Annotated in this window: 28 protein-coding genes and 3 tRNA genes; 7 read left to right on the top strand and 24 right to left on the bottom strand. The window is 33.4% G+C overall.

Translation table 11 applies throughout. The annotated features are described in order from the left end of the window. Window positions 1-23: 23 nt before the first annotated feature. Window positions 24-467 (top strand): DUF4268 domain-containing protein, encoded by a 444-nt coding sequence (locus ACZ098_RS01190; RefSeq protein WP_487309900.1) that lies wholly within the window; start codon window positions 24-26, stop codon window positions 465-467. Window positions 468-570: 103 nt separating this feature from the next. Then, window positions 571-1,392, top strand: coding sequence for an energy transducer TonB (locus ACZ098_RS01185; RefSeq protein WP_487309899.1), 822 nt, complete (start codon window positions 571-573; stop codon window positions 1,390-1,392). Window positions 1,393-1,447: 55 nt separating this feature from the next. Here the strand turns inward: ACZ098_RS01185 and ACZ098_RS01180 are convergent, their stop codons facing one another. From ACZ098_RS01180 to ACZ098_RS01150, 7 genes are all read right to left on the bottom strand, one after another. After that, on the bottom strand, window positions 1,448-1,891 hold the full coding sequence (locus ACZ098_RS01180) for a sterol desaturase family protein (RefSeq protein ID WP_487309898.1): 444 nt from the start codon (window positions 1,889-1,891) through the stop codon (window positions 1,448-1,450). A gap of 72 nt (window positions 1,892-1,963) precedes the next feature. Beyond that, window positions 1,964-2,803 (bottom strand): phytoene/squalene synthase family protein, encoded by an 840-nt coding sequence (locus ACZ098_RS01175; protein WP_487309897.1) that lies wholly within the window; start codon window positions 2,801-2,803, stop codon window positions 1,964-1,966. Window positions 2,804-2,821: 18 nt separating this feature from the next. Next, a complete protein-coding gene (locus tag ACZ098_RS01170) occupies window positions 2,822-4,285 on the bottom strand; it encodes a phytoene desaturase family protein (RefSeq protein ID WP_487309896.1) in 1,464 nt (487 codons plus the stop codon). Window positions 4,286-4,319: 34 nt separating this feature from the next. Next, the gene (locus ACZ098_RS01165; protein ID WP_487309895.1) at window positions 4,320-5,216 is read right to left on the bottom strand and encodes a MerR family transcriptional regulator; all 897 of its coding nucleotides are present in this window, start codon (window positions 5,214-5,216) and stop codon (window positions 4,320-4,322) included. A 100-nt stretch (window positions 5,217-5,316) separates the two neighbouring features. Further along, window positions 5,317-5,400 (bottom strand) — tRNA-Leu (locus tag ACZ098_RS01160). 40 nt (window positions 5,401-5,440) lie between these two features. After that, window positions 5,441-5,513, bottom strand: a tRNA-Lys gene (locus ACZ098_RS01155). 26 nt (window positions 5,514-5,539) lie between these two features. Beyond that, a tRNA-Lys gene (locus ACZ098_RS01150) sits at window positions 5,540-5,612 on the bottom strand. A gap of 126 nt (window positions 5,613-5,738) precedes the next feature. On the opposite strand from ACZ098_RS01150, the gene ACZ098_RS01145 reads away from it, so the two are divergent. Next, window positions 5,739-6,257, top strand: coding sequence for a shikimate kinase (locus ACZ098_RS01145; RefSeq protein ID WP_487309894.1), 519 nt, complete (start codon window positions 5,739-5,741; stop codon window positions 6,255-6,257). Here the strand turns inward: ACZ098_RS01145 and ACZ098_RS01140 are convergent. After that, window positions 6,249-6,746 carry a phosphoribosyltransferase family protein gene (locus tag ACZ098_RS01140; RefSeq protein ID WP_487309893.1) on the bottom strand — a complete coding sequence of 166 codons (498 nt, stop codon included), beginning with the start codon at window positions 6,744-6,746 and terminating at the stop codon, window positions 6,249-6,251. The two genes, ACZ098_RS01145 and ACZ098_RS01140, sit on opposite strands and share 9 nt — an antisense overlap. Window positions 6,747-6,768: 22 nt before the next feature. Then, on the bottom strand, window positions 6,769-7,143 hold the full coding sequence (locus ACZ098_RS01135; RefSeq protein ID WP_487309892.1) for an RNA-binding S4 domain-containing protein: 375 nt from the start codon (window positions 7,141-7,143) through the stop codon (window positions 6,769-6,771). 80 nt (window positions 7,144-7,223) lie between these two features. Between ACZ098_RS01135 and ACZ098_RS01130 the strand changes: the two genes are divergently transcribed. Next, window positions 7,224-8,129, top strand: a complete 906-nt coding sequence (locus ACZ098_RS01130; protein ID WP_487309891.1) for an FKBP-type peptidyl-prolyl cis-trans isomerase — start codon at window positions 7,224-7,226, stop codon at window positions 8,127-8,129. 60 nt (window positions 8,130-8,189) lie between these two features. Here ACZ098_RS01130 and ACZ098_RS01125 read toward each other — a convergent pair whose 3' ends face one another. Both ACZ098_RS01125 and ACZ098_RS01120 read right to left on the bottom strand, forming a co-directional pair. After that, window positions 8,190-8,648: a DUF1456 family protein gene (locus ACZ098_RS01125; RefSeq protein WP_487309890.1), complete on the bottom strand. Its 459-nt coding sequence runs from the start codon at window positions 8,646-8,648 to the stop codon at window positions 8,190-8,192. An 11-nt stretch (window positions 8,649-8,659) separates the two neighbouring features. Continuing rightward, window positions 8,660-9,460 (bottom strand): alpha/beta hydrolase, encoded by an 801-nt coding sequence (locus ACZ098_RS01120; protein WP_487309889.1) that lies wholly within the window; start codon window positions 9,458-9,460, stop codon window positions 8,660-8,662. A 59-nt stretch (window positions 9,461-9,519) separates the two neighbouring features. Here ACZ098_RS01120 and ACZ098_RS01115 point away from each other — a divergent pair, with 59 nt between their 5' ends. Continuing rightward, a complete protein-coding gene (locus ACZ098_RS01115; protein WP_487309888.1) occupies window positions 9,520-9,921 on the top strand; it encodes an excinuclease ABC subunit B in 402 nt (133 codons plus the stop codon). A gap of 134 nt (window positions 9,922-10,055) precedes the next feature. On the opposite strand, the gene uvrB is transcribed toward ACZ098_RS01115, so the two are convergent. The 6 genes from uvrB to ACZ098_RS01085 all read right to left on the bottom strand — a co-directional run bounded on the left by uvrB (window position 10,056) and on the right by ACZ098_RS01085 (window position 17,658). Further along, window positions 10,056-12,050 (bottom strand): excinuclease ABC subunit UvrB, encoded by a 1,995-nt coding sequence (gene uvrB / locus ACZ098_RS01110; RefSeq protein ID WP_487309887.1) that lies wholly within the window; start codon window positions 12,048-12,050, stop codon window positions 10,056-10,058. 60 nt (window positions 12,051-12,110) lie between these two features. Further along, on the bottom strand, window positions 12,111-13,055 hold the full coding sequence (rlmF, locus tag ACZ098_RS01105) for a 23S rRNA (adenine(1618)-N(6))-methyltransferase RlmF (protein ID WP_487309886.1): 945 nt from the start codon (window positions 13,053-13,055) through the stop codon (window positions 12,111-12,113). 114 nt (window positions 13,056-13,169) lie between these two features. Then, window positions 13,170-13,757, bottom strand: coding sequence for a GDP-mannose pyrophosphatase NudK (nudK, locus tag ACZ098_RS01100; RefSeq protein WP_487309885.1), 588 nt, complete (start codon window positions 13,755-13,757; stop codon window positions 13,170-13,172). A gap of 10 nt (window positions 13,758-13,767) precedes the next feature. Beyond that, complete coding sequence (locus ACZ098_RS01095; RefSeq protein ID WP_487309884.1) at window positions 13,768-14,430, bottom strand: thiamine diphosphokinase; 663 nt, start codon at window positions 14,428-14,430, stop codon at window positions 13,768-13,770. Window positions 14,431-14,459: 29 nt separating this feature from the next. Beyond that, complete coding sequence (locus tag ACZ098_RS01090) at window positions 14,460-15,275, bottom strand: DUF4249 family protein (protein ID WP_487309883.1); 816 nt, start codon at window positions 15,273-15,275, stop codon at window positions 14,460-14,462. 10 nt (window positions 15,276-15,285) lie between these two features. Continuing rightward, window positions 15,286-17,658, bottom strand: coding sequence for a TonB-dependent receptor (locus ACZ098_RS01085; RefSeq protein WP_487309882.1), 2,373 nt, complete (start codon window positions 17,656-17,658; stop codon window positions 15,286-15,288). Between the two features lie 143 nt (window positions 17,659-17,801). Here ACZ098_RS01085 and ACZ098_RS01080 point away from each other — a divergent pair, with 143 nt between their 5' ends. After that, window positions 17,802-18,497 (top strand): hypothetical protein, encoded by a 696-nt coding sequence (locus ACZ098_RS01080; protein WP_487309881.1) that lies wholly within the window; start codon window positions 17,802-17,804, stop codon window positions 18,495-18,497. Window positions 18,498-18,588: 91 nt separating this feature from the next. Here the strand turns inward: ACZ098_RS01080 and ACZ098_RS01075 are convergent, their stop codons facing one another. The 7 genes from ACZ098_RS01075 to ACZ098_RS01045 form a co-directional block, all read right to left on the bottom strand. Next, window positions 18,589-20,808 (bottom strand): NADP-dependent isocitrate dehydrogenase, encoded by a 2,220-nt coding sequence (locus ACZ098_RS01075; protein ID WP_487309880.1) that lies wholly within the window; start codon window positions 20,806-20,808, stop codon window positions 18,589-18,591. Between the two features lie 278 nt (window positions 20,809-21,086). Further along, window positions 21,087-21,443 carry a 50S ribosomal protein L19 gene (gene rplS / locus ACZ098_RS01070; RefSeq protein WP_487309879.1) on the bottom strand — a complete coding sequence of 119 codons (357 nt, stop codon included), beginning with the start codon at window positions 21,441-21,443 and terminating at the stop codon, window positions 21,087-21,089. A 129-nt stretch (window positions 21,444-21,572) separates the two neighbouring features. Continuing rightward, a complete protein-coding gene (locus ACZ098_RS01065) occupies window positions 21,573-22,583 on the bottom strand; it encodes a Gfo/Idh/MocA family oxidoreductase (protein WP_487309878.1) in 1,011 nt (336 codons plus the stop codon). Between the two features lie 32 nt (window positions 22,584-22,615). Then, on the bottom strand, window positions 22,616-23,293 hold the full coding sequence (gene trmD, locus ACZ098_RS01060; RefSeq protein ID WP_487309877.1) for a tRNA (guanosine(37)-N1)-methyltransferase TrmD: 678 nt from the start codon (window positions 23,291-23,293) through the stop codon (window positions 22,616-22,618). 247 nt (window positions 23,294-23,540) lie between these two features. Continuing rightward, window positions 23,541-24,341: a class I SAM-dependent methyltransferase gene (locus ACZ098_RS01055; protein ID WP_487310522.1), complete on the bottom strand. Its 801-nt coding sequence runs from the start codon at window positions 24,339-24,341 to the stop codon at window positions 23,541-23,543. A 21-nt stretch (window positions 24,342-24,362) separates the two neighbouring features. Next, a complete protein-coding gene (locus tag ACZ098_RS01050) occupies window positions 24,363-24,806 on the bottom strand; it encodes a DUF1569 domain-containing protein (RefSeq protein ID WP_487309876.1) in 444 nt (147 codons plus the stop codon). A 20-nt stretch (window positions 24,807-24,826) separates the two neighbouring features. Beyond that, entirely contained in the window at window positions 24,827-25,285 is a 459-nt protein-coding gene (locus tag ACZ098_RS01045; protein WP_487309875.1) for a GNAT family N-acetyltransferase, read from the bottom strand. Window positions 25,286-25,395: 110 nt separating this feature from the next. On the opposite strand from ACZ098_RS01045, the gene ACZ098_RS01040 reads away from it, so the two are divergent. Next, entirely contained in the window at window positions 25,396-26,328 is a 933-nt protein-coding gene (locus tag ACZ098_RS01040) for a peptidylprolyl isomerase (RefSeq protein ID WP_487309874.1), read from the top strand. Window positions 26,329-26,401: the final 73 nt, after the last annotated feature.

Below are 26,401 nucleotides of genomic sequence, written 5' to 3'. Positions count from 1 at the left end.
CAAAAATACGGAAGATAAACAAAATGTACAGTAAAGAAGAAACACTTAAATTAAAAAAACAATTTTGGACAGCATTTGCCGAATACAATCCTAGAAAATGGATGTTGTATGATACCAAAATTAAAGACGTGACTTTCAAATTTTTTGTTGATAACAAAAAGGCACAAGTACTTTTAGATATTGAACCTAATAATGAAGCGCATCGCAAGATTTATTTTGAAAAAATCGAGTCTTTAAAAACAATCTTGTTGGAAGAGTATTTGCCTGACGCAATATTAGAACGAAACTACTATTTGGAAAATGGCAAAATCATCAGTAAAGTATGGGTTGAACTTACCGAGGTTAGCTTGAATAATCCTAAAACGTGGGATAGAATATTTGCATTCTTTTCAGAAAACATGTCGCAGTTTGAATTGTTTTTTAATGAATATGAAGACTACATAAAAGATTTAACGTTGAATACCTAATTTTTTTGTAATCAATACAATTTTAACAAAAATTAAGCGTTGTTGTTATATAAATCAATTAGACTATGTAACATAAATACTTTAACCCTTAATTTTTATTATTATGTCAAAAGTTAGTATTTATGAAAAAAAATGGCTAGACCTTGTTTTTGAAGGAAAAAACAAAGAATATGGTGCTTATAAATTGCGCCAAGAAAATGAAAAAACTAGTGCATTTGCCTTTTTGTCTGGAGCCTTACTTTTAGGTGGATTTGTTCTTATTTTAAGTTCATTTAACGAAAAGCCTGATGCGACTAATCCCAAAACAGATGGTTCCGTTGTAACTGTAAAAATTGATGAACCTTATACAGTAACTCCACCAGATGAAAAAATTGAAAAAGCTGAAGAAAAAGTAAAATCAGTACAACCAGAAGTTTTAGAACCTGTTATCGATAAAGGTACTTTTGTAGTTACAAAAACAACGCAAGCAATTGTTGATATTCCAACCGATTTAACAGTTAATTCTTTGCCAACGCCTACAAACGGAAGTCCTACAGGAACTTTACCTGACACTGGAGATAGCAAACCTTCTGGCGGAAATTCTTTAGACGGTGTAAAAAAGCCAACTAATCTAACGGTTAGAACTTCGGAATTAGATAAACTACCAACTTATCCAGGCGGAATGAAGAATTTTTATGAATTTGTTGCCAATAATTTTGATAGAGATAATTTAGAAGAAGGTGATGTTGTTAAAGTTAATGTATCGTTTGTCATCGAAAGAAATGGTAGCATGACCGATATCAAAGTGATGGAAAATGTGAATTCTGCAGTTTCAAAAGAAGCTATACGTGTTCTTAAATCGTTGAAAACAAAATGGACGCCAGGAATGAAAGATGGCGATTCGGTTAGAACGTTTTTTACGTTACCAATTTCAGTCGTGATGTAATATCTTACTTTATGATAAAAAAAAACTGTAATCCAAAAATTACAGTTTTTTTATGCTATTTTTTAAAATATTTAAAAGGAACAAATAACATTCCGAAACATTCTCCATCTCCTTTACCAATATGTTTATGATGCATTTTGTGAGCTCTTCTAACTCCTTTTGCATAAATGTTATTAGCGTTTCTAAACATTTTAAAACGTTGGTGAATAAAGATATCGTGCACTATAAAGTAAGCCAAACCATAGGCGAAAATACCTAAACCTATTGAAATTCCTATTTCTAAAATTCCTTTTTGCCAAAGTAAAAAACATCCGATACTTACTACCGCATAAAAAATAAAAAAGGCATCATTACGTTCGAACCAAGAGTCGTGATCTTTCTTGTGATGATCGGCGTGCAAACTCCATAAAAAACCGTGCATTACGTATTTATGAGTGAACCAAGCCATAAATTCCATTATGATAAAGGTGAGCATAAAAACTACTATATGAATCCACATGATATTTTGAATTTTAATTACAAATTTCGATAATTTGTTGTTTAGTTAAAAGAAACAAGTTTTAAATTAATCTTAAATTATATTCAGTTTATACGAAAAATAGCATTTTGCAAAAAGACCATATTTTTGATAATCTGGAACTCGAATACGAGAATTTTTAATTTCCATTGAAGGCGTTTTTTTAAGTTTTGACAAGAGTTTTTTGTAATACACATAGGCTGTATATACTCCAAATTTAGCTTCGATTGGTAAATTTACAATGCCTTGGTAACCAGCTTCAAAATCCGCTTCAATTTCTTTGATGATTTCATTTTTGGAATTTTCATCTAATTTAGATAAATCGGTATTTGGAAAATAAGTTCTACTTAAATCTTCAAAGTCGGCTTTTAAATCTCTAAGAAAATTGACTTTCTGAAATGCCGAACCCAGTCGCATCGCCGAGTGTTCTAAACTTTTATATAATTCTTCGTTTCCATTTACAAATACTTTTAAACACATTAATCCTACAACATCTGCCGAACCGTAAATGTATTCTTTGTATTCTTCGTGTGTTTGGTATTCTTTTTTGGTAAGATCCAATTTCATACTTTTCATAAAAGCATCAATCAAATCGGTTGGTATTTTATATTTGGTAACGGTATGTTGAAACGAATTTAAAATCGGATTTAAACTGATTTTGTTTTTTAAAGCATCTGTTAAATCTTTTTCAAACAGTTCAAACAATTCTTCTTTATTGTAATCATGAAAAGTGTCTACAATTTCGTCAGCAAACCGAACAAAACCATAGATATTGTAGATGTCTTGACGAATACTTGGGGCTAACATTTTTACAGCCGATGAGAATGAAGTGCTGTAAGACTTGGTGACATTCTTGCTGCAATCAAAAGAAACTTTATCAAATAGAGATTTCATAGAATTCGTAAATGCTTATTATTTATTATATTTTTTTATCAAATCGGCCACAAGTTTTCCAGAGATTAATGCTGGTGGAACTCCTGGTCCAGGAACGGTTAGCTGTCCTGTGAAATATAGATTTTCTACTTTTTTACTTTTCAGCTTTGGTCTTAAAAAAGCGGTTTGTAATAGCGTATTCGCCATTCCATAAGCATTTCCTTTATAGGAATTGTATTCTTTTATAAAATCAGACACACAAAAAGATTCCATAAAAATAACATTATTTACGACACTTTGTTGTGTTATAGTTTCAAATCTTGAAATTATTTTGTTAAAATATAAATCACGTAGTTCTTGAGTATCTTCAATGCCCGGTGCAATTGGTATCAAGAAGAAGCCATTTTCACAATTTTCGGGTGCTAAATTAGTATTAGTAACCGAAGTGAAATTAGCATAAAACAATGGTTCTTTGGGCCATTTGGGATGATCATAAATCTCGGATGCATGGGTATCAAAATCAACATCGAAAAATAAATTATGGTGTTCAACATTTTTTAATTTCTTGTCAAAACCTACATAAAAGAGTAGAGAAGAAGGAGCAAATGTCTTGTTTTCCCAATATTTCTCAGAATATTGACGGTATTGTGGTTCTAATAGTGTTTCCGAATGATGGTAATCTGCCCCAGAAAGTACAATATCAGCTTCAATTTTTGTACCGTTCACGACGATACCAGTTGCTTTTTTATTTTCAACTAGTATTTTTTCAATTGGTGTATTTGTGTTTATTGTAACTCCAAGTTCAAGAGCCAATTTTTCCATTCCAAGAATTACACTATACATTCCACCAGTAGGTTGCCACGTTCCTAAACCGAAATCGGCATAATTCATAAAACTGTAAAAAGATGGCGTATCCGAAGGTTTTGCACCTAAAAAAAGTACTGGAAATTCAAGGATTTGAATTAACTTTTTATTTTTGAATTTTTTTCTTACATCTTTACTTATGTTTGAAAAAAACTGATTAACTTTTGTAGCCGTTTCTAGTGTAATCAATTCTAAAGGCGATTCTCCAGGTCGATAAACTAAGTCTTTGATGGCTATGTTGTAATTACTTTGTGCTTCTTTCATAAACGAAGCTAACTTTTCACCGCTTCCTTTTTCGATACTTTCAAAAGTTGTTACAATTTCGGGAAGGTTATCAGCAATGGTAACAAAGTCTTCGATTCCGAAAAATACTCTGTAGGCAGGAGACAATTTTGTTAATTGATAATAATCGGATGGTTTTTTTCCAAAGTCTCCAAAAAAACGTTCAAAAACATCTGGCATCCAATACCATGACGGACCTATGTCAAAGGTAAATCCATCACGAATTAGTTGTCTGGCGCGTCCTCCAATAGTTTTGTTTTTTTCAAAAATGGTTACATCATTTCCTTCTTTAGCTAAATAGCATGCAGCTGCCAAAGCTGAAAATCCAGAACCAATAATTTTTATGCTTTTACTCATCGTTATTCTTACTATGTTTTAAAGGTTTGTTGTTTTAAATCGATTCCATTAGGTTTTCAATAGAGCTGAAAACTTTAACTTTAGAGCTAATTTTTTTCGATTCAACATATTCAGTCATTCTACCAATAAGCCATAATTCAGATGTTTGATCTAGTATTTCGGTTTCAATTTCGTTTATATAACTAGGTAAATTTGCTTTTTCAGGTTCAACAGTCATGTAGCAAACATAAACAATATTGTCAAAATATTTTTTCAAATCTTTTAAACTGTCTGTAGGAACACTTTCGCCAAGATAAATTGTTTTGTATCCGTTAAGAATTATTTCATAGTTTAAATACATTAAACCCAATTCATGAATCTCATTCATTGGTAAGTATAATATGAACAATTTGTCTGTTTTAGTAGGCTCTAAAACCTGAATTTTTTCGGTATTAATTAATAATTTTTGTTTTATCAAATAACTTATGAAATGTTCATGTGCTGGTGTAATAGTATCAGTTTGCCATAAAAACCCAATCTCATTCATTAACGGAATGACAACATCATGAAAAATCTCCTTAAATGATTTTTCAGAAAGCAGTGTATTATAGGTGTTAAAAAATAAGGTTTGATCAAAATTCATCATAGCCATTTTAAAAGAGCTAATAGCATGATTTTTGGCACTTTTTTCAGATATGATATCTCGAACTAAAGCAGGTATTTTTTCTTCAGGCATTTTGGATATTTTTGAAATTTTATATCCATATTCATGCAGTAAGGTGATGTTAAGTAACTTTTGTAAACAGGCAAGATCATAATATCTTATATTGGTATCAGTTCGCATAGGTTCCAAAACATTGTATCGTTTTTCCCATATTCTTATAGTGTGCGCTTTAATACCTGAAAGATTTTCTAAGTCTTTAATACTAAATGTATTTTTAACATTGTTCATCGTTTATCAAATTTTGTTAAACAAAAGTATTAATAAAAAACTAAACAATTGCAAAAAAAGATAAAAATAAAAAAAGCAAACTAAAAAGTTTGCTTTAATGTGACTTCGATGGGATTCGAACCCACACGTTCTTTCGAACACCACCACCTCAAAGTGGCAAGTCTACCAATTTCTCCACGAAGCCTAAACAAAAAAAGTTAAGCGCTAAGCTTAACTTTTTTTTGTGACCCGACTGGGGCTCGAACCCAGGACCCCATCATTAAAAGTGATGTGCTCTACCGACTGAGCTATCGAGTCAATACAAATAAGAAAATAAAAAAAAGTGACCCGACTGGGGCTCGAACCCAGGACCCCATCATTAAAAGTGATGTGCTCTACCGACTGAGCTATCGAGTCTTTTTTATTTCTTGAATGCGGGTGCAAATATAAGGCGTTATTATTAATATTTCAAAGCAATTTTGTTATAAATTTGTCTTTTTTTATTATTATCTCTTAATGCCTTAATTTATAAGGTTTTATTTTATGAAAAAAGTTATATTAGTAGGTTATATGGGAAGTGGTAAGTCGGTTATTTCAGATAAATTGTCCCAAAAAATAAATATTCAGGTAACAGATCTCGACAAATTAATTGAAGAAAATGCAAAAAAATCTATAAAAAACATTTTTGAAGATAAAGGAGAATTGTATTTCAGAAAATTAGAAAACAAAATATTCAAAGAAATCATTGAGTCAAAAGAAGATGTAATTATAAGTACTGGCGGAGGAACACCATGCTATTATAATAATCACAAACTATTAAACGGTGATGGACGCATTTCTATTTATTTGAAAGCTTCAATAGATACACTGTACGATCGTTTAAAAAAGGAATTCGAATCGCGTCCAATAATTGCTAATCTAGAACTAGAAGAAGCCAAAGAATTTATAGCAAAACATCTTTTTGAACGAAGCTATTTTTACAATCAAGCAACTTATGTCGTAACGGTTGATAATAAAAGTGTGGATGAAATAGTTTCAGAGATTACAATTTTATTATCGTAAAATAGCACAATCGTTATTAGGTTCAAAAATTACAGCCACGTGTTCGTGTGAAGAAGTAGATAACGAAATTCCTTTAAAATCGACTTTTACTGGATATTTTTTATGATTTCTATCGATTAATACAGCAGTTTTTAATTTGGTTACAGGTACTTCAAGAAAATGTTTAACACCATAAACCAAAGTAGTTCCCGTATTCAAAACATCATCTACAAGTACAATTCCTTTGTTTTGATAAATTTCAGTAGGTATTGAAGTCGTAATGTTTTCGTTTGGATTATTCTTGTTGATATTGATTTCACACAACACCACTTTTAAGGGTGAAATAGTACTTAAAACTGAAGCAATTTTTTGTGCGAAAACATAACCATTATCTGCAATACCGGCAATAATTATTTCGGGCTCGTCAACAAACGTCTCATAAATTTGATAGGCTATGCGTTTTATTTTATGTTCTATTTCTTGATGGTTTAAAATAATATTTCTGTTCATGTTTTTTTTGTAAAGATATTAATTAATCATTTTCACCAAGTTCTATTTCGTCTAAATCTCGGCGGTCTTTTTTTGTTGGTCGTCCTGTTCCAGTCTTTCTGTAATGCTCTTTTGATAATTTTAAAAGTTCTAAATGGGCAAATGATTCTGCTGGAGTTTCATCTTTTCTGTAAATATCAACCAATTTTGCTCCAACACGATTATCTGGAACATCCAACACCGAAATAATGTGGGTAATTTGGTCTTTTCTAAAAGTAATTTTATCGCTCGGAAAAACCTCCTTCGACGGTTTGGCTATTTGACCATTTACAGTAATATGATTTTTTTTACATGCCTCAGTAACCATATTTCGGGTTTTGTAGTAACGTACACACCATAAGTATTTATCAACTCTCATATTATTTTCTAAAATCAACGTTAAATAGTTTACAAAAATAAATCAATATTGTATCTTGCACACCTAAATTCTAAATAATAATGAACAAATTTTTAAAAATTTTTTCTTTCATAGTTCTAACTATCGTTGTGAGTTCTTGTTCAAAAAGTGATGACAGTTCTACTGAACCTCTTAGAGATTATTCAGAACAGTATCTTAAAGATATAGATTCTATAGAAAAATTCATGGATACACATTATATGGATGTCGATGCTGATTTTAATGTAACGTTTACACCAATTCCGGCAGGAGGAAGCCAGCAACCTGTAAGTTCACATCCTGATCTTACTTTTAAAATGGTTGAAAATGAAGATCATGGGGTTAACTATAAAGTGTATTACATAAAACTTCAAGAAGGTAATAACAGACGTCCTTCGAGAGCAGATTCTGTGCATGTTGCTTACCGTGGTATTGTAACTTCTAATACGCAGTTTGACTTAGCACAACAGCCTACTTGGTTGCAATTGGAAGATTTAGTTCCAGGTTGGAAAGAAATTATTCCAGAATTTAAAACAGGTTTCTACGATACTGTAGAAGGTCCAAATCCGGTGAATTTTCAAGAATATGGCGCTGGTGTTATGTTTTTACCATCAGGTTTAGGGTATTACAATGCGGTTCCTCCTGGAGGAAATATTGCTACGTATTCTCCGCTAATTTTTAATTTCAAATTAATGGAATTGCAGTACAAAGATCATGACCGTGACGGAATTTTATCTAAAGACGAAGTTGCTCCTGGTGATTTAACAGGCGATATAGAAGGCTACGACAGCGATGGTGATGATGTTCCCAATTTCTTTGATGTAGATGACGATGGAGATTTAATTTTAACTAAGAATGAAATCATAAGAAACCCTGATGGAACTTATTCGTACCCTGATTGTAATGGAAATGGTATTCCAAATTATTTAGATAAATTAGATAAAAACATTGGATTTCCATGTCCTTAAAAATAAAAATAACCATAAAAAAACCTGAATTCAAAATTCAGGTTTTTTTTATATCTTAAATTAAGCTTTCTTATTTTTACCGTTGTTGAACTTTACTTTTTCAACAATTTCGATTTTTTTAGCGGGTCTTTTCTCTTTGTATTTTGAATTAGAAACGGGCTTTTTCTTGGCAGTTGCTTTAGGAGTTTGATCGCCACGAGAAGCATTAAAATCGGCCGAATATTCTTTCTTTACAAATTCCTTTTTAGGCTGAATAGCAGCTTTATTTTGTTTCAAAACCTCTTGCGGATTTTTTGGGTTTTCTTTTGTACCGCGTAAGTGAATGATTAATCCATTTAAGAAATTTCTAAGAATTTGATCGCCACACAACATAAAATCGGCATGATCTTCGGCTCTAAAAATGTTTCCAATTTCTCCTTTAGATATTCTAAAATCTACCAATTCCAAAATCTCTATAATTTGATCATCACGTAATTGCAAGGCAACACGTAGTTTTTTGAAAATATCGTTGTTGTTCATATTTTATTAATTTAGAAAAGCCAAAGGTACGCTTTTTTAAAACCTTCACGCCATAATTTTTCGTTGTGTTGTCCGTTTTTAATTATGATTTTTTTGTTTTGCATTTTGCATTCACAGCGTTTTGTGTTTACCAAATACTCCATAGCGTTTAAATCGCGCACCATATCTTCGTCACCTTCGTTGTCTCCACATAAAAAATAAATTTTGGTTTTGAAGGTTTTAGTTTGCTCCATCAGTTCAAAAATCTCTTTACGATTGAACCAAAACGATGGTGAAAAGCAACCCACTTTACCAAAAACTTCTGGATGTTTTAATGCGCCATAAAACGAGACTAAGCCTCCAAGTGAACTTCCAAACAAAGCAGTATTTTTAGCATTCACTTTAGTACGATAGTTTGTATCAACATAAGGTTTTAGGGTAGAGACTATAAAATCTAAGTAATTATCGGCATTTCCACCGCCATATTTTTCGTTTTTGAACGGTGTCAATTCTTCCATTCGTTTTTCATTTCCGTGTTCAATTCCAATTACAATTACTTGCGCATTAATGCTATCGAGCGTTTCATCGATGTTCCATTCGCCTACATATGAGGTTTTGGCATCAAACAAGTTTTGACCGTCGTGCATGTAAATTACAGGATATTTTTGGTTGCCTTTTTCATAATCTTTAGGCAAATAGACCCAAATTTTTTTGGTAACTTTTAATTGTGGAGCGGCAATGGTAAAGGTTGAAACGCGTTCACTTGCAGTACTTTCTTGACTGAAAGAGTAGCAAAAGAAGAGTAGGAATGCAAATAACAGAATTGATTTCAAGATACAATTTTTTTAATTTTTTCTAAATAAATGTTTATTTTAGCTAAAATTTTTAGCCTATGCCAACAAAAGTACAAAAATTGAGCTTATTAGCCGACATGATTGCCTTTGCAATTGTGGACGGAAAACTGCACGAAAGAGAATACTTATTTCTTTCCATGATTGCCGAAGAGTTGCAGGTTGAAAAAGAAGAATTTAAACAACTCTTTCATAACGAAGTCAAATCGGAAGTTATAAAAAGTGAGTTTGAACGCATTCAGCAATTTTACAGATTGGCTTTGTTAATGCATTGCGACGGCATATTGCACGAACGTGAACGCATTGCAATTCATGAAATTGGCGTAAATATGGGATTGAATCCGTTTGCAATTAAGCGCGTTTTAAAAGCCATGCAAGAATCACCAACGCGAATGGTATCACCAAATTTTTTATTGGAGGTATTTCAGGAGCAATTGAATTAAATTTATAGATTTCACACAAGACAATTATTATTTAGCCCTGATAGCAATGGTATCATTGCTTTTTCTGCAATGATTTAATGGATAGCAGGAATAGGGATTGTTGAAAATGCGCTAACGATTCGCTCCTATAAGAATTAAGCTAACTGGGTTTGAAGCGCCTTAATTTCATCTCTAAATTTAGCCGCTTGCATAAAATCCAAATCTTTTGCAGCTTTTTCCATTGATTTTCGCTTTTCGCGAATGCGTTTTTCAATTTCGGCTTTCGATAAAAATTCGGTTGGAGCTTCGGCAGCTAAATTAGTAGTTGTGTTGCCTAATTCGTAATCTATTAATGGAATTTTGGTGAAAGCACTTTCAATTTTTTTGTTCAACGCCATTGGAACAACGTTGTGCGCGGTATTGAAATTAATTTGTTTGGTTCTTCTATAATTGGTTTCGTCTATAGTTTTTTGCATGCTTGCCGTAATTTTGTCAGCATACAGTATTGCTTTTCCATTCAAATTTCGAGCGGCACGACCTATATTTTGTGTAAGCGAACGATGATTTCGTAAGAAACCTTCTTTATCTGCATCGAGAATTGCTACAAGAGAAACTTCGGGTAAATCCAAACCTTCACGCAGTAAATTTACTCCGATTAGTACGTCAAATATTCCTTTTCGCAAATCTTGCATAATCTCAATACGTTCCAAAGTATCCACTTCAGAGTGAATATAACGGCAACGAATGTCTACTTTAGTCAAATATTTGGCAAGTTCTTCGGCCATTCTCTTGGTTAATGTAGTGACTAAAACACGTTCGTCGATTTCGGCACGTTGCTGAATTTCTTCTATTAAATCATCAATTTGATTCAAACTTGGACGAATTTCTATGATGGGATCCAACAATCCCGTAGGACGAATGACTTGTTCTACGACAACACCGTCAGTTTTTTGCAATTCATAATCGGCTGGAGTTGCCGATACATAAATAACTTGGTTTTGCATCAATTCAAATTCTTCAAACTTTAACGGACGATTATCCATTGCAGCTGGAAGTCTAAAACCATATTCTACCAAGTTTTCTTTTCTGCTTCGATCACCTCCAAACATAGCATGAATTTGCGAAACAGTAACGTGACTTTCATCGACAACCATCAAATAATCTTCTGGAAAATAATCTAATAAACAATACGGTCTAGTTCCAGGCAAACGTCCGTCAAGGTAACGCGAATAGTTCTCAATTCCAGAGCAATAACCCAATTCGCGAATCATTTCTAAATCGAAATTGGTACGTTCTTCCAATCGCTTGGCTTCTAAGTTTTTTCCGATTTCGTTAAAATAAGTAACTTGTTTTACCAGATCTTGTTGAATTTCCCAAATGGCATTTTGTAAGGTAGCAGGCGATGTAACAAACATATTTGCCGGATAAATGGTAAGTCGGTCAAAGCGTTCCACAACTTTAGAAGTTTTTAAATCGAAGCTTTCTATTTCTTCAATTTCATCACCAAAGAAGTGAATTCGGTAACCATCATCGGCGTAACTAGGATATACTTCAACAATGTCGCCTTTAATTCTGAAACTTCCGGGATTAAAATCGGCTTCGGTACGTGAATACAAACTTTGCACCAAAGCATGTAAAAATTTAGTTCGTGAAATAGTTTGGCCAGCCGAAATCGGAATGACATTATCCTGAAATTCTTTTGGATTTCCAATACCATAAATACAAGATACCGATGCAATTACCAATACATCTCTACGACCCGATAGGAGCGAAGAAACGGTTGACATTCGCATTTTTTCCAACTCTTCGTTAATCGATAAATCTTTTTCAATGAAGACGCCGGTTACGGGCATAAAGGCTTCTGGCTGATAATAATCGTAATAAGAAACAAAATATTCAACAGCATTATTAGGGAAAAACTGCTTGAATTCCGAGTACAATTGTGCGGCAAGTGTTTTATTGTGAGCCAAAATTAATGTCGGTCGTTGTACTTCTTCAATAACGTTGGCAATTGTAAATGTTTTTCCAGAACCAGTAACACCTAAAAGTGTTTGATATTTCTCGCCATCAACAACTCCTTGAGCTAATTTTTGAATTGCTTGCGGTTGATCGCCTTTCGGTTGATAATCTGAAATTACTTGGAAATTCATTTGATTTTTTTTGAACTACAAAGTTACAAAGTAAATCAGAAAAAATAGGTTGTACAAAACTTAAAACTTCCAGTTTTTCTGTTGTTGTTCGGTTTGAAATGTCCAAGCTACAATTCGGCTAATTTTTTGGCCTTGAGCCATATCAATAGTTTTTACGGTTGCAACATTGGCTTTATTAAGAGTCTTGTAAATACTTGATAAATGCGATTTTTTGGAGACTAATGTAGTAAACCAGAGCACTTGTAATGGATATTTAGCACTTTCATAAATCATTTGGGTGATGAATGCCAATTCGCCACCTTCACACCAAAGTTCTGAGTTTTGTCCGCCAAAATTCAGAATTGGATTGGTAGTTTTGGTGTTTTCTAAGTTATTAATTTTACGAACAGTTCCTTTTGTAGCTTCTTCTTCCGATGCGTGGAACGGTGGATTACAAATGGTGAACGAAAATTTATCTTCGGGTAGAATGATATCTTTAAAAATATAGCGCGGATTGGTTTGTTGTTGTAAGCTTACCACATCCGTAAGTTGCGGGTTTTGTTCAATTATTTTGACACAATTGTCTAGAGCATCGACATCAATATCTGTACCAACAAAACTCCATCCGTAAACCGAATTGCCTAAAATTGGATAAATGCAATTGGCACCAATACCAATATCCAATCCAAATACCGAATCACCTTCGGGAATGACGTGATTGTTGGAATCAGACAATAAATCGGCAATGTAATGGATGTAATCTGCTCGTCCTGGAATTGGCGGACATAAATAGTCAGTCGGAATATCCCAGTTTTGGATGTTGTAATAGGTTATTAAAAGCGATTTATTTAGTGATTTTACCGCTTCGGGATTGCTAAAATCTACAGTTTCAATCTCATGTTCATTTATAAAAACAAATTTCTTTAAATCTGGATTATTATGAATTAAAAGTTCAAAATCATATCGTAAACGGTGTTGATTTCTAGGATGTAAACTTAATTTTTCGGTAGTATTTTTAGACTTCATCGGCTCATTTCTCTCAATCAAATGTAAGTATAAATTTTAAATGTAACTTATACTATATGCAATAAAATTTCTTTTTTTTGACCAAGTAGGAGAGTGCCTTTTTTAAATTATGATTTATATATTTAAAAGATTTTTGATTTGTGCGTGTTGTAACAGCAGTATTGTTTTAGCATCTTTTATTTCACCAGTTTCAACCATTTTCAATGCTTGCGAAAAATCCAATTCTAAAACTTCAATATTTTCTTGTTCTTCTTGTAGTCCGCCACCGTCGGTAATTTTCATTTCTTTGGAATAGGCCGCGGTAAAAAAGTAGACAATTTCGGTAACTGATCCAGGCGACATATATACTTCAAATACTTTCTGAACACTTGAAATTTTGTATCCAGTCTCTTCTTCAGTTTCGCGTTTAATACATTCCTCGGCGTTTTCTTTATCCAATAAACCTGCACATGCTTCAATCATCATTCCAGTTTCGTTGCCATTTAGGTACGTTGGAATTCGGAATTGTCGTGTTAGTATTACGGTTTTGTTTTCTGCATTGTAAAGTAGTATGGTTGCGCCATTTCCACGATCGTACGCTTCACGATTTTGGGTTTCCCATGTACCGTCTTTCTTTAAGTATTCGTAAGTGATTTTACGTAGAACGTACCAATTTTTAGAAAGAATTTCGTTGTTAGTAATTTTTATTTCAGGATTTGTCATATTCTTTTATTTAATCAAAACATTCCATTAGTAATAAATCTCCTTGCGAATGTTCTATTTTCACGATTCCATCTTCGACAACTTCGTTACTACTTCCGGTTCGGTATCCAATGGTAAGTTCGTCATTATCTAATTGATATTTTAGATTTGAGGAGCTAATTCCAGTTACTTTTCCTATTGGAATTAACGAGATAGGAGTAGCTTTAGTATACCATTTTTCATATTTTGAAGGCAATAAAAAAATCTTAGAATGATCGTCAAGAAGTACAATTTTTAATTGATTTCGATACTGAACAATGGTGGTAATATTGGTAATAGTATGATCAGCACGTTTACCGGTTGCCCAAACTACGTTTACTGCTTTGTGACCTTTTTCAATTAAGTATTCAAATGCTTTTTCTAAATCGGTTTTGTTTTGATCTGGTGTATATACAATTTCTAGTGGAAACTGTTTTTCTTTATAGATTTCTGGATCAAAGTCGCGATCAAAATCACCAAGTAAAACATCGACTTTAATGTCCAATTGCAATACCCGATCAATTGCACTGTCTAAAACAACTACAATAGGCGACCATTCTAGTAATTGACCTAATAATTCGAAACTACAGGAAGCACCATTTGCAATGATTAATGCAGGTTCTTGATCGTCTCGAACGATGTGGTGTGATGACATAAAGCAACTGTTTTAGTTGTCAAATATAACTATTCTACAACATAATTTCGAGTGTCAATTTCAGATAAATTGAAATATCCCAATGGGTAATTCTTAGAATTGGTTTGATTCACAATGTTACCTCGTACTGTTGCCGGTGGTGTTGCAAATGGACTACCTCCATTACCTCCAGAAATGCTAATAATTTTATCCATGTAGGTGAAGTAGCGTAACGATATACCTTGTAACCTCATAAACAATTCGTCACCCGATTTTAAATCTGGATTGGTATAAAAACCGAACATTTGATTTCCTTGAAAAAATTCATCTTTTAACGCCCCAAATTCTGGGAAGGCTACTTCAGAATATTTAAAACCAATCAAATAATTGTTGTCTTCCAATCCGTTGTCTTGATAAAAGAATTTTACTTGTATTTCATCACCACCAAATCCCTGAACTGTGGTTTGTTCAATATTTTCAATGGTCGGAGTGGCAAATAATTTTTCGGTTGCAGTATAGGTTTCTCCATTCAATTGCACGGTTAATGTATAATTTTCATTTATTGTTGGAACAAAATCAATACAAACGTATTCACCTGCATTGGTAGGACTTTCTGTAAATGTAAAAACAGTATTGGAACTATTGGTTACAAAAACAGTTGCTCCTGAAACTGTTGGAATAACCGAATCATAAAATCCTGTAGTGGTCGAAAGCTTAATAGTTTGTTCGTTGCCTATAGTTCCTTTTTGCCATTTGATTGACGCGTCAATAACCAATTTAGATTGTGCTGTAGGCAAGTCCAAATCGATAACATCTTCGCAAGAAACTAAGGTGAATAAGCATAAGAGATAGAATATATTTTTCATGTGTTGGAATTTAAAATTTAAAATTATAAGAAACAGCCGGAACCAAACCAAATATAGATAGTTTGACGGCTTCATTGTTGCCAGTATCTTGGTTTTCACGGAAACTTATCGACGCAGCATTTTTACGTCCGTACAAATTGTAGATACTGAAAACCCATTCGCCTTGCCATTTCTTTTTCTTATCTTGTTTTGGGGTTAAAGTTGCTGCAACATCTAAATGATGGTACAAAGGCAATCGATCTTGATTGCGCAATCCGTAACTCGGAATCACGATGCCTTGGTATTCATATTGTCCGTTAGGATAGGTTACTGGTTGACCAGATTGTAGGGTGAAATTGGCACCAAACATCCACTTTTTATTTAATTTATAAGAACTTGTTACGGCCAAATTGTGCAATTTATCATACCCTGAACGGTACCAATTTCCGTTGTTTATACCCGATTCAATAGCAGTTCGTCCCGGCGTTCTTTGTTCTGATTTCGATAACGTGTAGGCAATCCATCCCGTAAATTTTCCAGTATTTTTTCGCAATAAAACTTCCAAACCGTACGAACGCATTTCGCCATTTAAAATTACTTGCTCTATAGCTTCATTGGCAATCAAATCGGCGCCATCTATGTAATCGATTCTGTTTTTTACAGTTTTATAATAGGTTTCTATTTCTAGCGAATAGGCATCATTTTTAAAATTCGAGAAATATCCAATGGCATATTGATCGGCACGTTGTGGTTTAATAAAATTATCACTTGGCGTCCAAACATCCAATGGCGTTGGTGATGCTGTGTTGGATATTAGTTGTAAGTACTGAACCATTCGATTGTAACTTGCTTTAACCGATTTGTTTTCGTTTAATTCAAAGGCAATAGCAAATCGTGGTTCAAAATTATTGTAATCGGCAATGGTTTTATTTTTTCCGAAAAATGTACTACTAGTCGGAATTCCTTTTTCATAAATTCCCAATTCTTCATTAAAAACTACGGCTTGATTATTTTGGTATTGATTTATTGTGGCGCTTCCCAATCGGTAAAACATACTGTAACGTAAACCATATTGCACGTTGATTTTGCTACTTATTTTTTGTTCAGCATCAATATAAATTGCTGGTTCAAACGCGTATTTTTTTTCAAGTTGTCTAAAATTTATCGCCGAATTGCTTCCACTAGGCTCAATTGTTCCCGGATTGAAATCATAGTAAATACCATTTGCTCCATAATTCAGCTTAATTTTATCAGACAAATAATGTTTAAAGTCGTACTTTAAATTGTAATTTCTTATTCCTGAATCCCAGTTGAATCCAACAAAATCCAAATTCAATCCGTAATAATAATCACTGTAAATTAGAGATAAATTGGAAAATAACTTGTCGTTGAATAAATGATTCCAACGCAAGTTCAAGGTAGAATTACCATAGGTATTGGTAAAACTTTGATTGATGTCAAAAACGTCTCTTCCAAAATATCCTGATAGAAATAGGTTGTTGTTTTTATTTAATTTATAATTTAATTTAGTGTTTAAATCATAAAAATACGCAGAGTTTTCATTGTTAGAAAGTTTTAAAAACAAGTGCGCATAAGAAGCTCTACCACCAACTAGAAACGAACCTTTGTCTTTTACAATTGGACCTTCAGCAAGTAGTCGGCTGGAAATTAAACCGATTCCTCCATTTAAATGGAAATCATTACTATTACCATCTTTTTGATAAATATCCAAAACAGACGATGCTCTACCGCCGAAACGAGCAGGAATTCCACCTTTATATAATTTTAAATCTTTTATAGCATCGGGATTGAAAACCGAGAAAAATCCGAAAAGATGTGAAGAGTTAAAAATTGTGGCTTCATCTAACAAAATCAAATTTTGATCTGCACCACCACCACGAACGTTAAAACCCGACTGTCCTTCGCCAGCATTCGTGACTCCGGGTAAAAATAATATGGATTTTATAATGTCAACTTCGCCCAAAACCACGGGCATTTGCTTGATGGTAGCAATGGAAAGTTTATTGACGCTCATTTCTGCCTTGCGCGTATTTGATTTGGTTTTTTCAATAATTATTACTTCTTCCAATTGTTCACTACTTTCCATCAAACTAAAATTTTGCTTGATGCTTTTATTCAATTCAATTTCTTGCTCTACTAGTTGATAGCCTACATAGCTTACGGACATTTTATAGTTACCTTTCGGAATTGTTAAAGAATAAAATCCATATTCGTTCGTTATAGTACTATAATTTGTAGCGTTGATATTGATACTAACTCCAATTAGGGTTTCATTATTGTTTTTGTCGGTTATGGTACCACTAATAGTGAATTTCTCTTGCGAAAACGAAAGATGTCCTATTAAAATTAAATTTAGAATCAGCAAAAATTTCTTTAGAATCATGGTTTTAGTATTTCAAATGCAAATGTGACAAATTAATTCATACCATATTAGTTTACAAATGTTAATGTATGGTTAAGTATCAAGTTAAAATATTTATTTTTTAAATACTTTTACAAATAATATATCAAAAATAGTTTTCAAATATGAAATTTGTTCGATGGATTTACATAACACCTTTAGTTATTTTTTCTGTTTCAGCTCAAGCGCAATTTGAGTCCAATAAGAAAAAGATAAAGCTTAGTATTATTCCTAAGAAGGAAGCACCTTTGGTTGCGCCAAAAACTGTTAAACCAAAGCAACCAGAACCACAAACAATTAAATACGAAAGTCAATTTTTTAAAAAACCCGAAGATAAAATTTTAGAAGGAATTGCCAAAGCGCCCAAAATTGAAATTGCTGAAAAGAAAAATTATGAAGTAAAAAGTGCTGGTGAACTCTATGAAGATCGTTTTAAAAAGCGAGAAGGAGAAATTCAAGAGCGATTTAAAAGTGATACGTTCTTAGGTCAATTTAGTACAGGTTCTAAAACTATACGAATTTCATGCAGAGATCATGAAGCACCAGACGGTGATCGAGTTCGAATATGGCTTAATGGTCAAGTGGCTGTGAATGAAATTGTTCTGGACGTAAATTTTAGAGAAATCTTTTTAGCTCTTGTTGACGGATTTAATACTATCGAAATAGAAGCTTTAAATCAAGGTGAATCTGGACCCAATACTGCGCAGTTTGTAATTGTAAACGATAAAGGTAACATCATTACTACTAACAAATGGAACTTGACAACTGGTGTAAAAGCCAAAGTAATTGTTCTTAGAGAAGACGTTATGGGAGAAGAATAAATTTTTATTTTATTCAATATTTAAAAATAAATTAATAAAAAATCCCAACTACTTTTGTAATTGGGATTTTTAAATTCTTATACTATTTATTTTATTTCAGCTTTTCAAGAATGGCATTAAAAGTTGCGCTCGGACGCATTGCTTTAAACATCAAGTCTTGATTTGGCTTGTAATAACCTCCAATTTCCTGTGGTTTTCCTTGAGCACCAATTAATTCTGAATTTATTTTTTCTTCATTTTCGGTAAGTTCTCTTGCTATTTGCTCAAATTTAGCTTTCAATTCTAAATCTTTATCTTGAGCTGCCAAAGCTTGCGTCCAATATAAAGTTAAGTAAAAATGAGAACCTCTATTGTCAATACTTCCTATTTTTCTTGAAGGTGATTTATCAGTATCTAAGAATTTTTCGGTAGCAAGATCTAACGTTTCAGATAAAACCAATGCTTTTTTATTATCAAAAACCTGACCTAAATGCTCCAATGAAACTCCGATTGCCAAAAATTCTCCTAAGGAATCCCAACGTAAATATCCTTCTTCAATAAATTGCTCAACATGTTTTGGAGCCGATCCTCCAGCGCCAGTTTCAAACAATCCACCGCCATTCATAAGCGGTACAATAGATAACATTTTGGCAGAAGTTCCAACTTCTAAAATTGGAAATAAATCAGTTAAATAATCACGTAGTACATTTCCTGTTACAGAGATTGTATCTAAACCAGCTATGATTCGCTCTAAAGTAAAATTGGTTGCCGCAATCGGATTTAAAATTCTGATGTCCAATCCTGTTGTATCGAAATCTTTTAAATAGGTAGTTACTTTTTCAATCAATTGTCGGTCGTGCGCACGATTTTCATCCAACCAGAAAACAGCTGGAGTATTGGATAATCTTGCTCTGTTTACCGCAAGTTTTACCCAGTCTTGAATTGGTGCATCTTTCGTTTGACACATTCTGAAAATAGAACCAGCATTTACTTGTTGTTCCATTAAAACCGTTCCGTTAGCATCGGTAACTTTAACAACGCCATCGGCATCTAATTGAAACGTTTTATCATGTGAACCATATTCTTCAGCTTTTTGAGCCATAAGTCCAACGTTAGGAACGCTTCCCATTGAAACAGGGTTGAAGGCTCCATGTTTTTTACAAAAATCGATTGTAGCAACGTAAAGTCCAGCATATGCGCGGTCTGGAACAATAATTTTGGTGTCTTGTCCTTTTCCTTCTTTATTCCACATTTGACCAGATGTTCTAATCATGGCAGGAATTGAAGCATCGATAATTACATCAGATGGAACGTGCAAGTTTGTAATTCCTTTTTCAGAATTTACCATGGCAATTGCAGGACTTGTTTCGTAAACCGCATCAATAGCTGCTTCAACTTCGGCTTGTTCTGGTCTTCCAGCAATTTTTGCGTACACGTCACCCAAACCGTTTTTAGTATCAACACCTAATTCAGCAAATAATGTTGCGTATTTTGTGAAAACATCTTTATAGAAAACATCTACAGCTGCTCCGAAAATTACAGGATCAGAAACTTTCATCATGGTAGCCTTCATGTGAATGGAAAACAAAACACCTTTTGCTTTAGCATCTGCAATTTCTTTGGCTATAAATTCTTTGAATTTTGTCAGGTTTAATACAGAACTATCAATAATTTCTCCAGCTTTAAGTGGTGTACTTGCTTTTAAAAGAGTAGTAGTTCCGTTGGCGTTAAAAAATTCTATTTTAACATCTGTAGCTTCGGCAACGGTTACCGAAGTTTCACTTCCGTAAAAATCGCCACTGTCCATGCTAGAAACGTGCGTTTTAGAATCTGACGACCAAGCACCCATAGAATGTGGATGTTTTCTTGCATAATTCTTTACTGCTTTTGGCGCTCTTCTGTCCGAGTTTCCTTCACGCAATACTGGATTTACAGCCGACCCTAATACCTTAGCATATTTTGCTTTAACCAGTTTTTCCTCGTCAGTTTGTGCGTCTTCTGGAAAGTTTGGAAGCGAGTAACCTTTTGATTGTAATTCAGCAATAGCTTCTTTTAATTGTGGAACTGAAGCCGATATGTTTGGTAATTTAATAATATTTGCTTCTGGCGTATTTGCCAACGCACCCAATTCTAGAAGTGCATCGCCAAGTTTTTGTTCTTCTTTTAAATATTCTGGAAAGTTTGCAATAATCCTTCCGGCAAGCGAAATATCTCGACTTTCAACATCGATATCTGCTGTTGCAGCAAATGATTGAATGATTGGTAATAAAGAAAATGTGGCCAACATTGGCGCCTCATCAGTAATAGTGTAGATAATTTTAGATTTTGACATTTTGTTGTTTGTTAATTTTATTTAAAACGAAAACTTCGTTTGTGTTGGTAATTAAGTAGTTTTCCAATTGTGATTTCTTAGAAAAAACCGCGGTTGCAAATATAAGAATTTGATGTAAAATAGGATGTTAAGTCGTAACGAAATCGATTGAATTATGAAATTGATATTTTAAAGTTTTAAAATTAGGAATATGATAATTTAAACCTTGATTTATCACAATAAAAAAAAGTCTTCCTAAATTAATAGGAAGACTTGATTTATGTATTATAAAAAAAGAATTAGTTTTTGTATCTTCTTTCTTTAATTTTAGCTTTTTTACCAGTAAGTTCTCTAAAGTAGTAGATTCTTGCTCTTCTAACTTTACCTCTTTGGTTCACTTCAATTTTTTGTAAAGCTGGCAAGTTTACTGGGAAGATACGCTCTACACCAACAGCACCTGACATTTTACGAATTGTAAAAGTTTCAGTATTTCCAGAACCTTTTCTTTGAATTACAACTCCTTTAAAAAACTGAGTTCTAGTTTTTTCACCCTCTTTAATTTCGTAGAATACTGTAATAGTATCTCCAGCTGAAAATTTTGGGAAATCTTTTTTAATAGCAATTTCGTCTTGAACGAATTTCATTAAATCTGCCATGATATTTATTTTAATTATGGTTTAAACTCAGAGCAACATTCACGGTTTTCGCCAGAGGTTGGTCTAATGGATTGCAAAAGTAAAAAATATTTATTAATTACAAATCAACTATTGCAAATAATTTTAATCTTATACCAATAATTTTAATTGTTCTATAATATCTTCATTATCAATAGGAAAGGTTTTGTTATTGCGAATACTTTCGTACAATGCATCAAATAATCCATTAAAATTTCCTTTTATAGATGGAATATTTTCAATTACTGCTTCGTTTTTCTCGTTTATATAAGTCAGTTTTCCTTGCTTGTTAGGCTTTTCATGTCCAAAATTAGAATCGGATGGAAGCACTCCAGCGCTCAATTGATTTTCGTGCTCGTCGCAAAATTCTTTTATAAAACTTCCTTTGGTACCGTGAACCACAATTCCGGCTTGCGCATCGGCAACAAGCATGCTTGCAGTTATAAAAACATTAATTTTTTCGTGGAAAGTAAGGTGCATAAAGGCGAAATCATCGACCTGCGAATTTTTTCGGTACTTATTTTTGTAAGCATAATGTGAAGTAGGTTTTCCGAAAATTGAAATGGCTTGATCTATTAAATGCGAACCCAAATCATACCATATTCCACTACTCGGCAACGGATTTTCCTTAAAAGCCTTTACGCCAATTGTTGGTCTATAACGATCAAATCGTAAATGCATTTCGATTATATTTCCAAGTTTGCCACTTTCAATAACCGATTTTGTAGCCATAATATCACTGCTAAATCGTCGGTTTTGATAAACAAATACCTTTCGATTAACAGTTTTGGCTAGTTCTAAAAGTTCAATAAATTCTTCTGGAGTTGTGGTTGCAGGTTTTTCGATCAAGACATGTTTCCCTGCTTTTAAAACTAGTCTCGCATAGTCAAAATGAGTATTATTCGGAGTATTTACAACTACAAGCTCGATTTTGTCGTCTGCTACTAGTTCGGAAACATCCGAAAAACTTTTCACATTGGGATAATCGTTTATCGCTTTTTGCTGATTGCGTTCCAAAACTGCATAAAATTCAAACCCTTTATTAGTCTCTAAAAAAGGCGCATGAAAAACTTTACCCGACATTCCGTAGGCCAATAAAGCAGTTACAATAGGTTGATCCATTTTTTTATTTGTGAAAATTTGTAGCTAAAAAACTATTCTTCTAGCAAATCAGGTCTTCGATTTTTAGTATGTTCGTACGCCATATCTTCGCGCCATTTATCAATTTTGGCAAAATGTCCGCTAGTCAAGACTTCCGGAACTTTCCAACCTTTATAGTCGGCAGGTCTTGTATATATTGGTCCAGAAAGTAATCCGTCCTGAAAACTATCAGTTAAGGCTGAAGTTTCGTCACTCAAAACGCCCGGAATCAATCGTATTAATGCATCCGATAATACCAACGCACCCAATTCACCGCCAGAAAGTACATAATCGCCAATCGAAATTTCTTTCGTAATAAAATGATCACGAACGCGCTGATCTACACCTTTATAATGTCCGCACAGAATAATAATATTTTCGTACATCGACATGGTATTTGCCATTTTCTGATTCAAAGTTTCACCATCAGGCGTCATGTAAATCACTTCGTCGTAGCTTCGTTCACTTTTGAGATGCGAAATACAATCGTCAATAGGTTGAATATTCATCACCATTCCGGCGCCACCGCCAAACGGATAATCGTCGACACTTTTCTGTTTGTTAGTAGTATAGTCTCTCAAATTATGAAAATGAACTTCCACCAAACCTTTGTCAATGGCGCGTTTCATAATCGATGCCTCAAACGGACTTCGAAGTAATTCTGGTAAAACGGTAATAATATCTATTCGCATAATTTTTTAAAATCTGAAATGCAAAGTTACAAAGTTTCTAAGGTTTATGTAAAGCAATTTGTTGCAACGGTTCGCTTTTGAAGCATTGATCCAGCTATCCATTGCAAGTCCTCGTTAAAAGTTGTGTTTTTCTATGGTCTAAAAAGAGCTTCCGTTGGTCGCTTTTTTACACCAAGAACAACTACAACTTTCTAACTCCGGGCTTTTCATTACTATCTGGGCTAGGCTTAACTGCTAAAAATAATGTTTATTTTTTGGTAGCAAGAATAGAAAACACCATCGGAATTTTATTTTCTAAATGTTTGATTCTAAACTTTCCAGTTTCAAATTCCTCGGTTTCTTTAAAGCAATTGTACGGAGAATAATCAAATTCATTAAACGAATTAAGTTCTAAACCACTATTTATCAATGCGTTTAAAACTTCGCTTGTTGGATGATTCCAAGTAATGGTTTGCGCTTCAATAGCAGCATATCTTTCGGCATACGTTCCTGATTCGTCTTCTACAATCGGTTCTACATTAAAATAATTGTAGTGGACTTCCTTGAAATAATCGTCAAACATCCAAACCACAGGATGGAATTCGGCCATAACAAATTTTCCATCTGGTTGTAAGAAATGCGAAACTACTTTTGCCCATTTATCTAAATCGGGTAACCAACCAATGGTGCCGTAACTTGTAAAAACGATATCAAATTTTTCGTCTAAATGATTCGGTAAATCATAAACGTCACAGCAAATAAAAGTGGTATCTAAATTTAATTTTGTAGCAAATTCTCTTGCTCTATCAATCGCTTTATCCGATAAATCTATGCCGGTGGCTTTGGCTCCCATTCTAGAAAACGTCATGGTATCTTGACCAAAATGACATTGCAAATGCAAGATTTTTTTTCCAGGAAGGTCGCCTAATAAGTCCAATTCAATCGATTGTAAAGTCGATTTTCCGTTGAGAAATCCTTCATTATCATAAAAATCTGATGCAATGTGAACGTCAGTTTTAGTGTTCCAAGTTGCTTTATTAATAGTCAAGTAATTGTTATCCATACTTATTTTTTTAGAATTCTAAATTATCTATACTCCAAACTGTTCTAAATGGTGATTCATGTGTTTCCACATTAATTTATTCCAATCTTCCGAAGTCATTTTTCCCCAAAATGGGTGTGTGGTAAGCGTTATAGATTTTTCTCCATCGGCAAATCGACTAAAATTTTTAATTAACTCATTTTTACTTTCTTCAAAATCATATTTTTCTGTAAAAATAAACTCTTTAGCGGTGGGACTATTTTTCTTAAATTCTGAATTAAAAACTGTATTTTTCAATACTTTTCCTAAAAATTTCATTAAGAAGTTCACCTTTACTTGATTTTCACCAAAGGCTACAATAACAGCTTCGTTGGTGTGTTTTAACATTTGGTCAACACTCATTTTTCCCCATAAAGCTTTACTTTCTGGTGTTAATTTATTGATTCTAGAAACAATTTCACTGTTTCCTGTTTTGTCAAATATTGAATTCATAGTTTGAAAAATTAGCAGTTTTAAATGTACAATTCCATTTGTATATCGGCTCTAGCGTAGTCATTTTCGCTTAACGGAACTTCAACAAAATTATATTTTCGATATAAATGCAAGGCAACGTCCAGCTTTGTGCTCGACATCAGCATAATGGTCGAAGCTTTTTTGTCTTTAGCAAATTCGATACAGTTTTCAATTAATAATTTCCCCAAATGCCGACCTTGAAATTTTTTGTCTACGGCTAGTTTTGCCATTTCAAATGTCGATTCATTTAATCGTTGCATAGCAACCGTGCCAGCAACTTCATCATCAATTATACAAAAGAAAATTTCGCCACCAGTAGCTAAAATTGTTTCTTCAATAGTATTAAAGACTTCAACATCATGCCGTTCAACAAAAAAATATTCTTCAAGCCAAGCTGTGTTTAAAGCTATGAAATCGGTTTTATATTTTGGATTGTAAGTAATTATTTTGGGTTGCATCACATTTTTTTTCTAAACAAAATTACTTAGAATTATGCTCATAAAATATTTTTAGGTTTATTTTATGGTTATAATTTGTAAATTTGCACCACAAATAAAAAAACTTACAAATGGAAAACGGAATATATGCTAAATTCAACACCACTAAAGGTGCGATTTTAGTAAAATTAACACACGATTTAACGCCTGGAACTGTTGGAAACTTCGTTGCATTGGCAGAAGGAAATTTAGAAAACAAAGCACGTCCACAAGGAAATCCTTACTACGACGGATTAAAATTTCATAGAGTTATTCCCGATTTCATGATTCAAGGTGGTTGTCCACAAGGTGTTGGAACTGGTGGTCCAGGTTACAGCTTTGACGATGAGTTTCATCCAAGTTTAAGACACAACAAGCCAGGAATTTTAGCTATGGCAAATTCTGGTCCAGCTTCTAACGGTTCTCAATTTTATATTACACACGTTCCAACTTCTTGGTTGGATAACAAACATACTGTTTTTGGAGAAGTTGTAGAAGGTCAAGAAATTGTAGATGCTGTCGCTCAAGGCGATGTTTTGGAGACGCTAGAAATTGTTAGAGTAGGAGAAGAGGCAGAAAAATGGAATGCAGTAGAAGCGTTCAGAACATTTGAAGGAAACCGTCAAAAAAAAATCGAAGCCGCTAAAAAAGAGGCTGAAGCTAAAATGGAAGAATTGGCTGCTGGTTTTGAAAAAACTGAAAGCGGTTTACGATATAAAATGATTCAAACTGGTTCAGGAAAGCAAGCAGAAAACGGAAAGACAGTTGCTGTTCATTACGAAGGTTCTTTAGAAACTGGAAAAGTATTCGATTCTTCTTATCCAAGAAAAAAACCAATCGAATTCAGATTAGGACAAGGTCAAGTTATCGAAGGTTGGGACGAAGGTATTGCACTTTTGAAAGTTGGAGATAAAGCACGATTTGTAATTCCATCTTACTTAGGTTACGGTGCTTCTGGTGCTGGAGGAGTTATTCCACCGAATGCTACTTTGATTTTTGATGTTGAATTGATGGACGTTAAATAAAATATTAGATCTTAAATAGTAGATTTTAAATATCCCAAAAGCTCTTGTTTTTGGGATATTTTTTTATATTTAC

This window comes from Flavobacterium sp. SP2, from assembly GCF_057626655.1.
The sequence above is the reverse complement of the archived record's forward strand: the minus strand, read 5'-3'. Positions and strand labels throughout refer to the sequence as shown.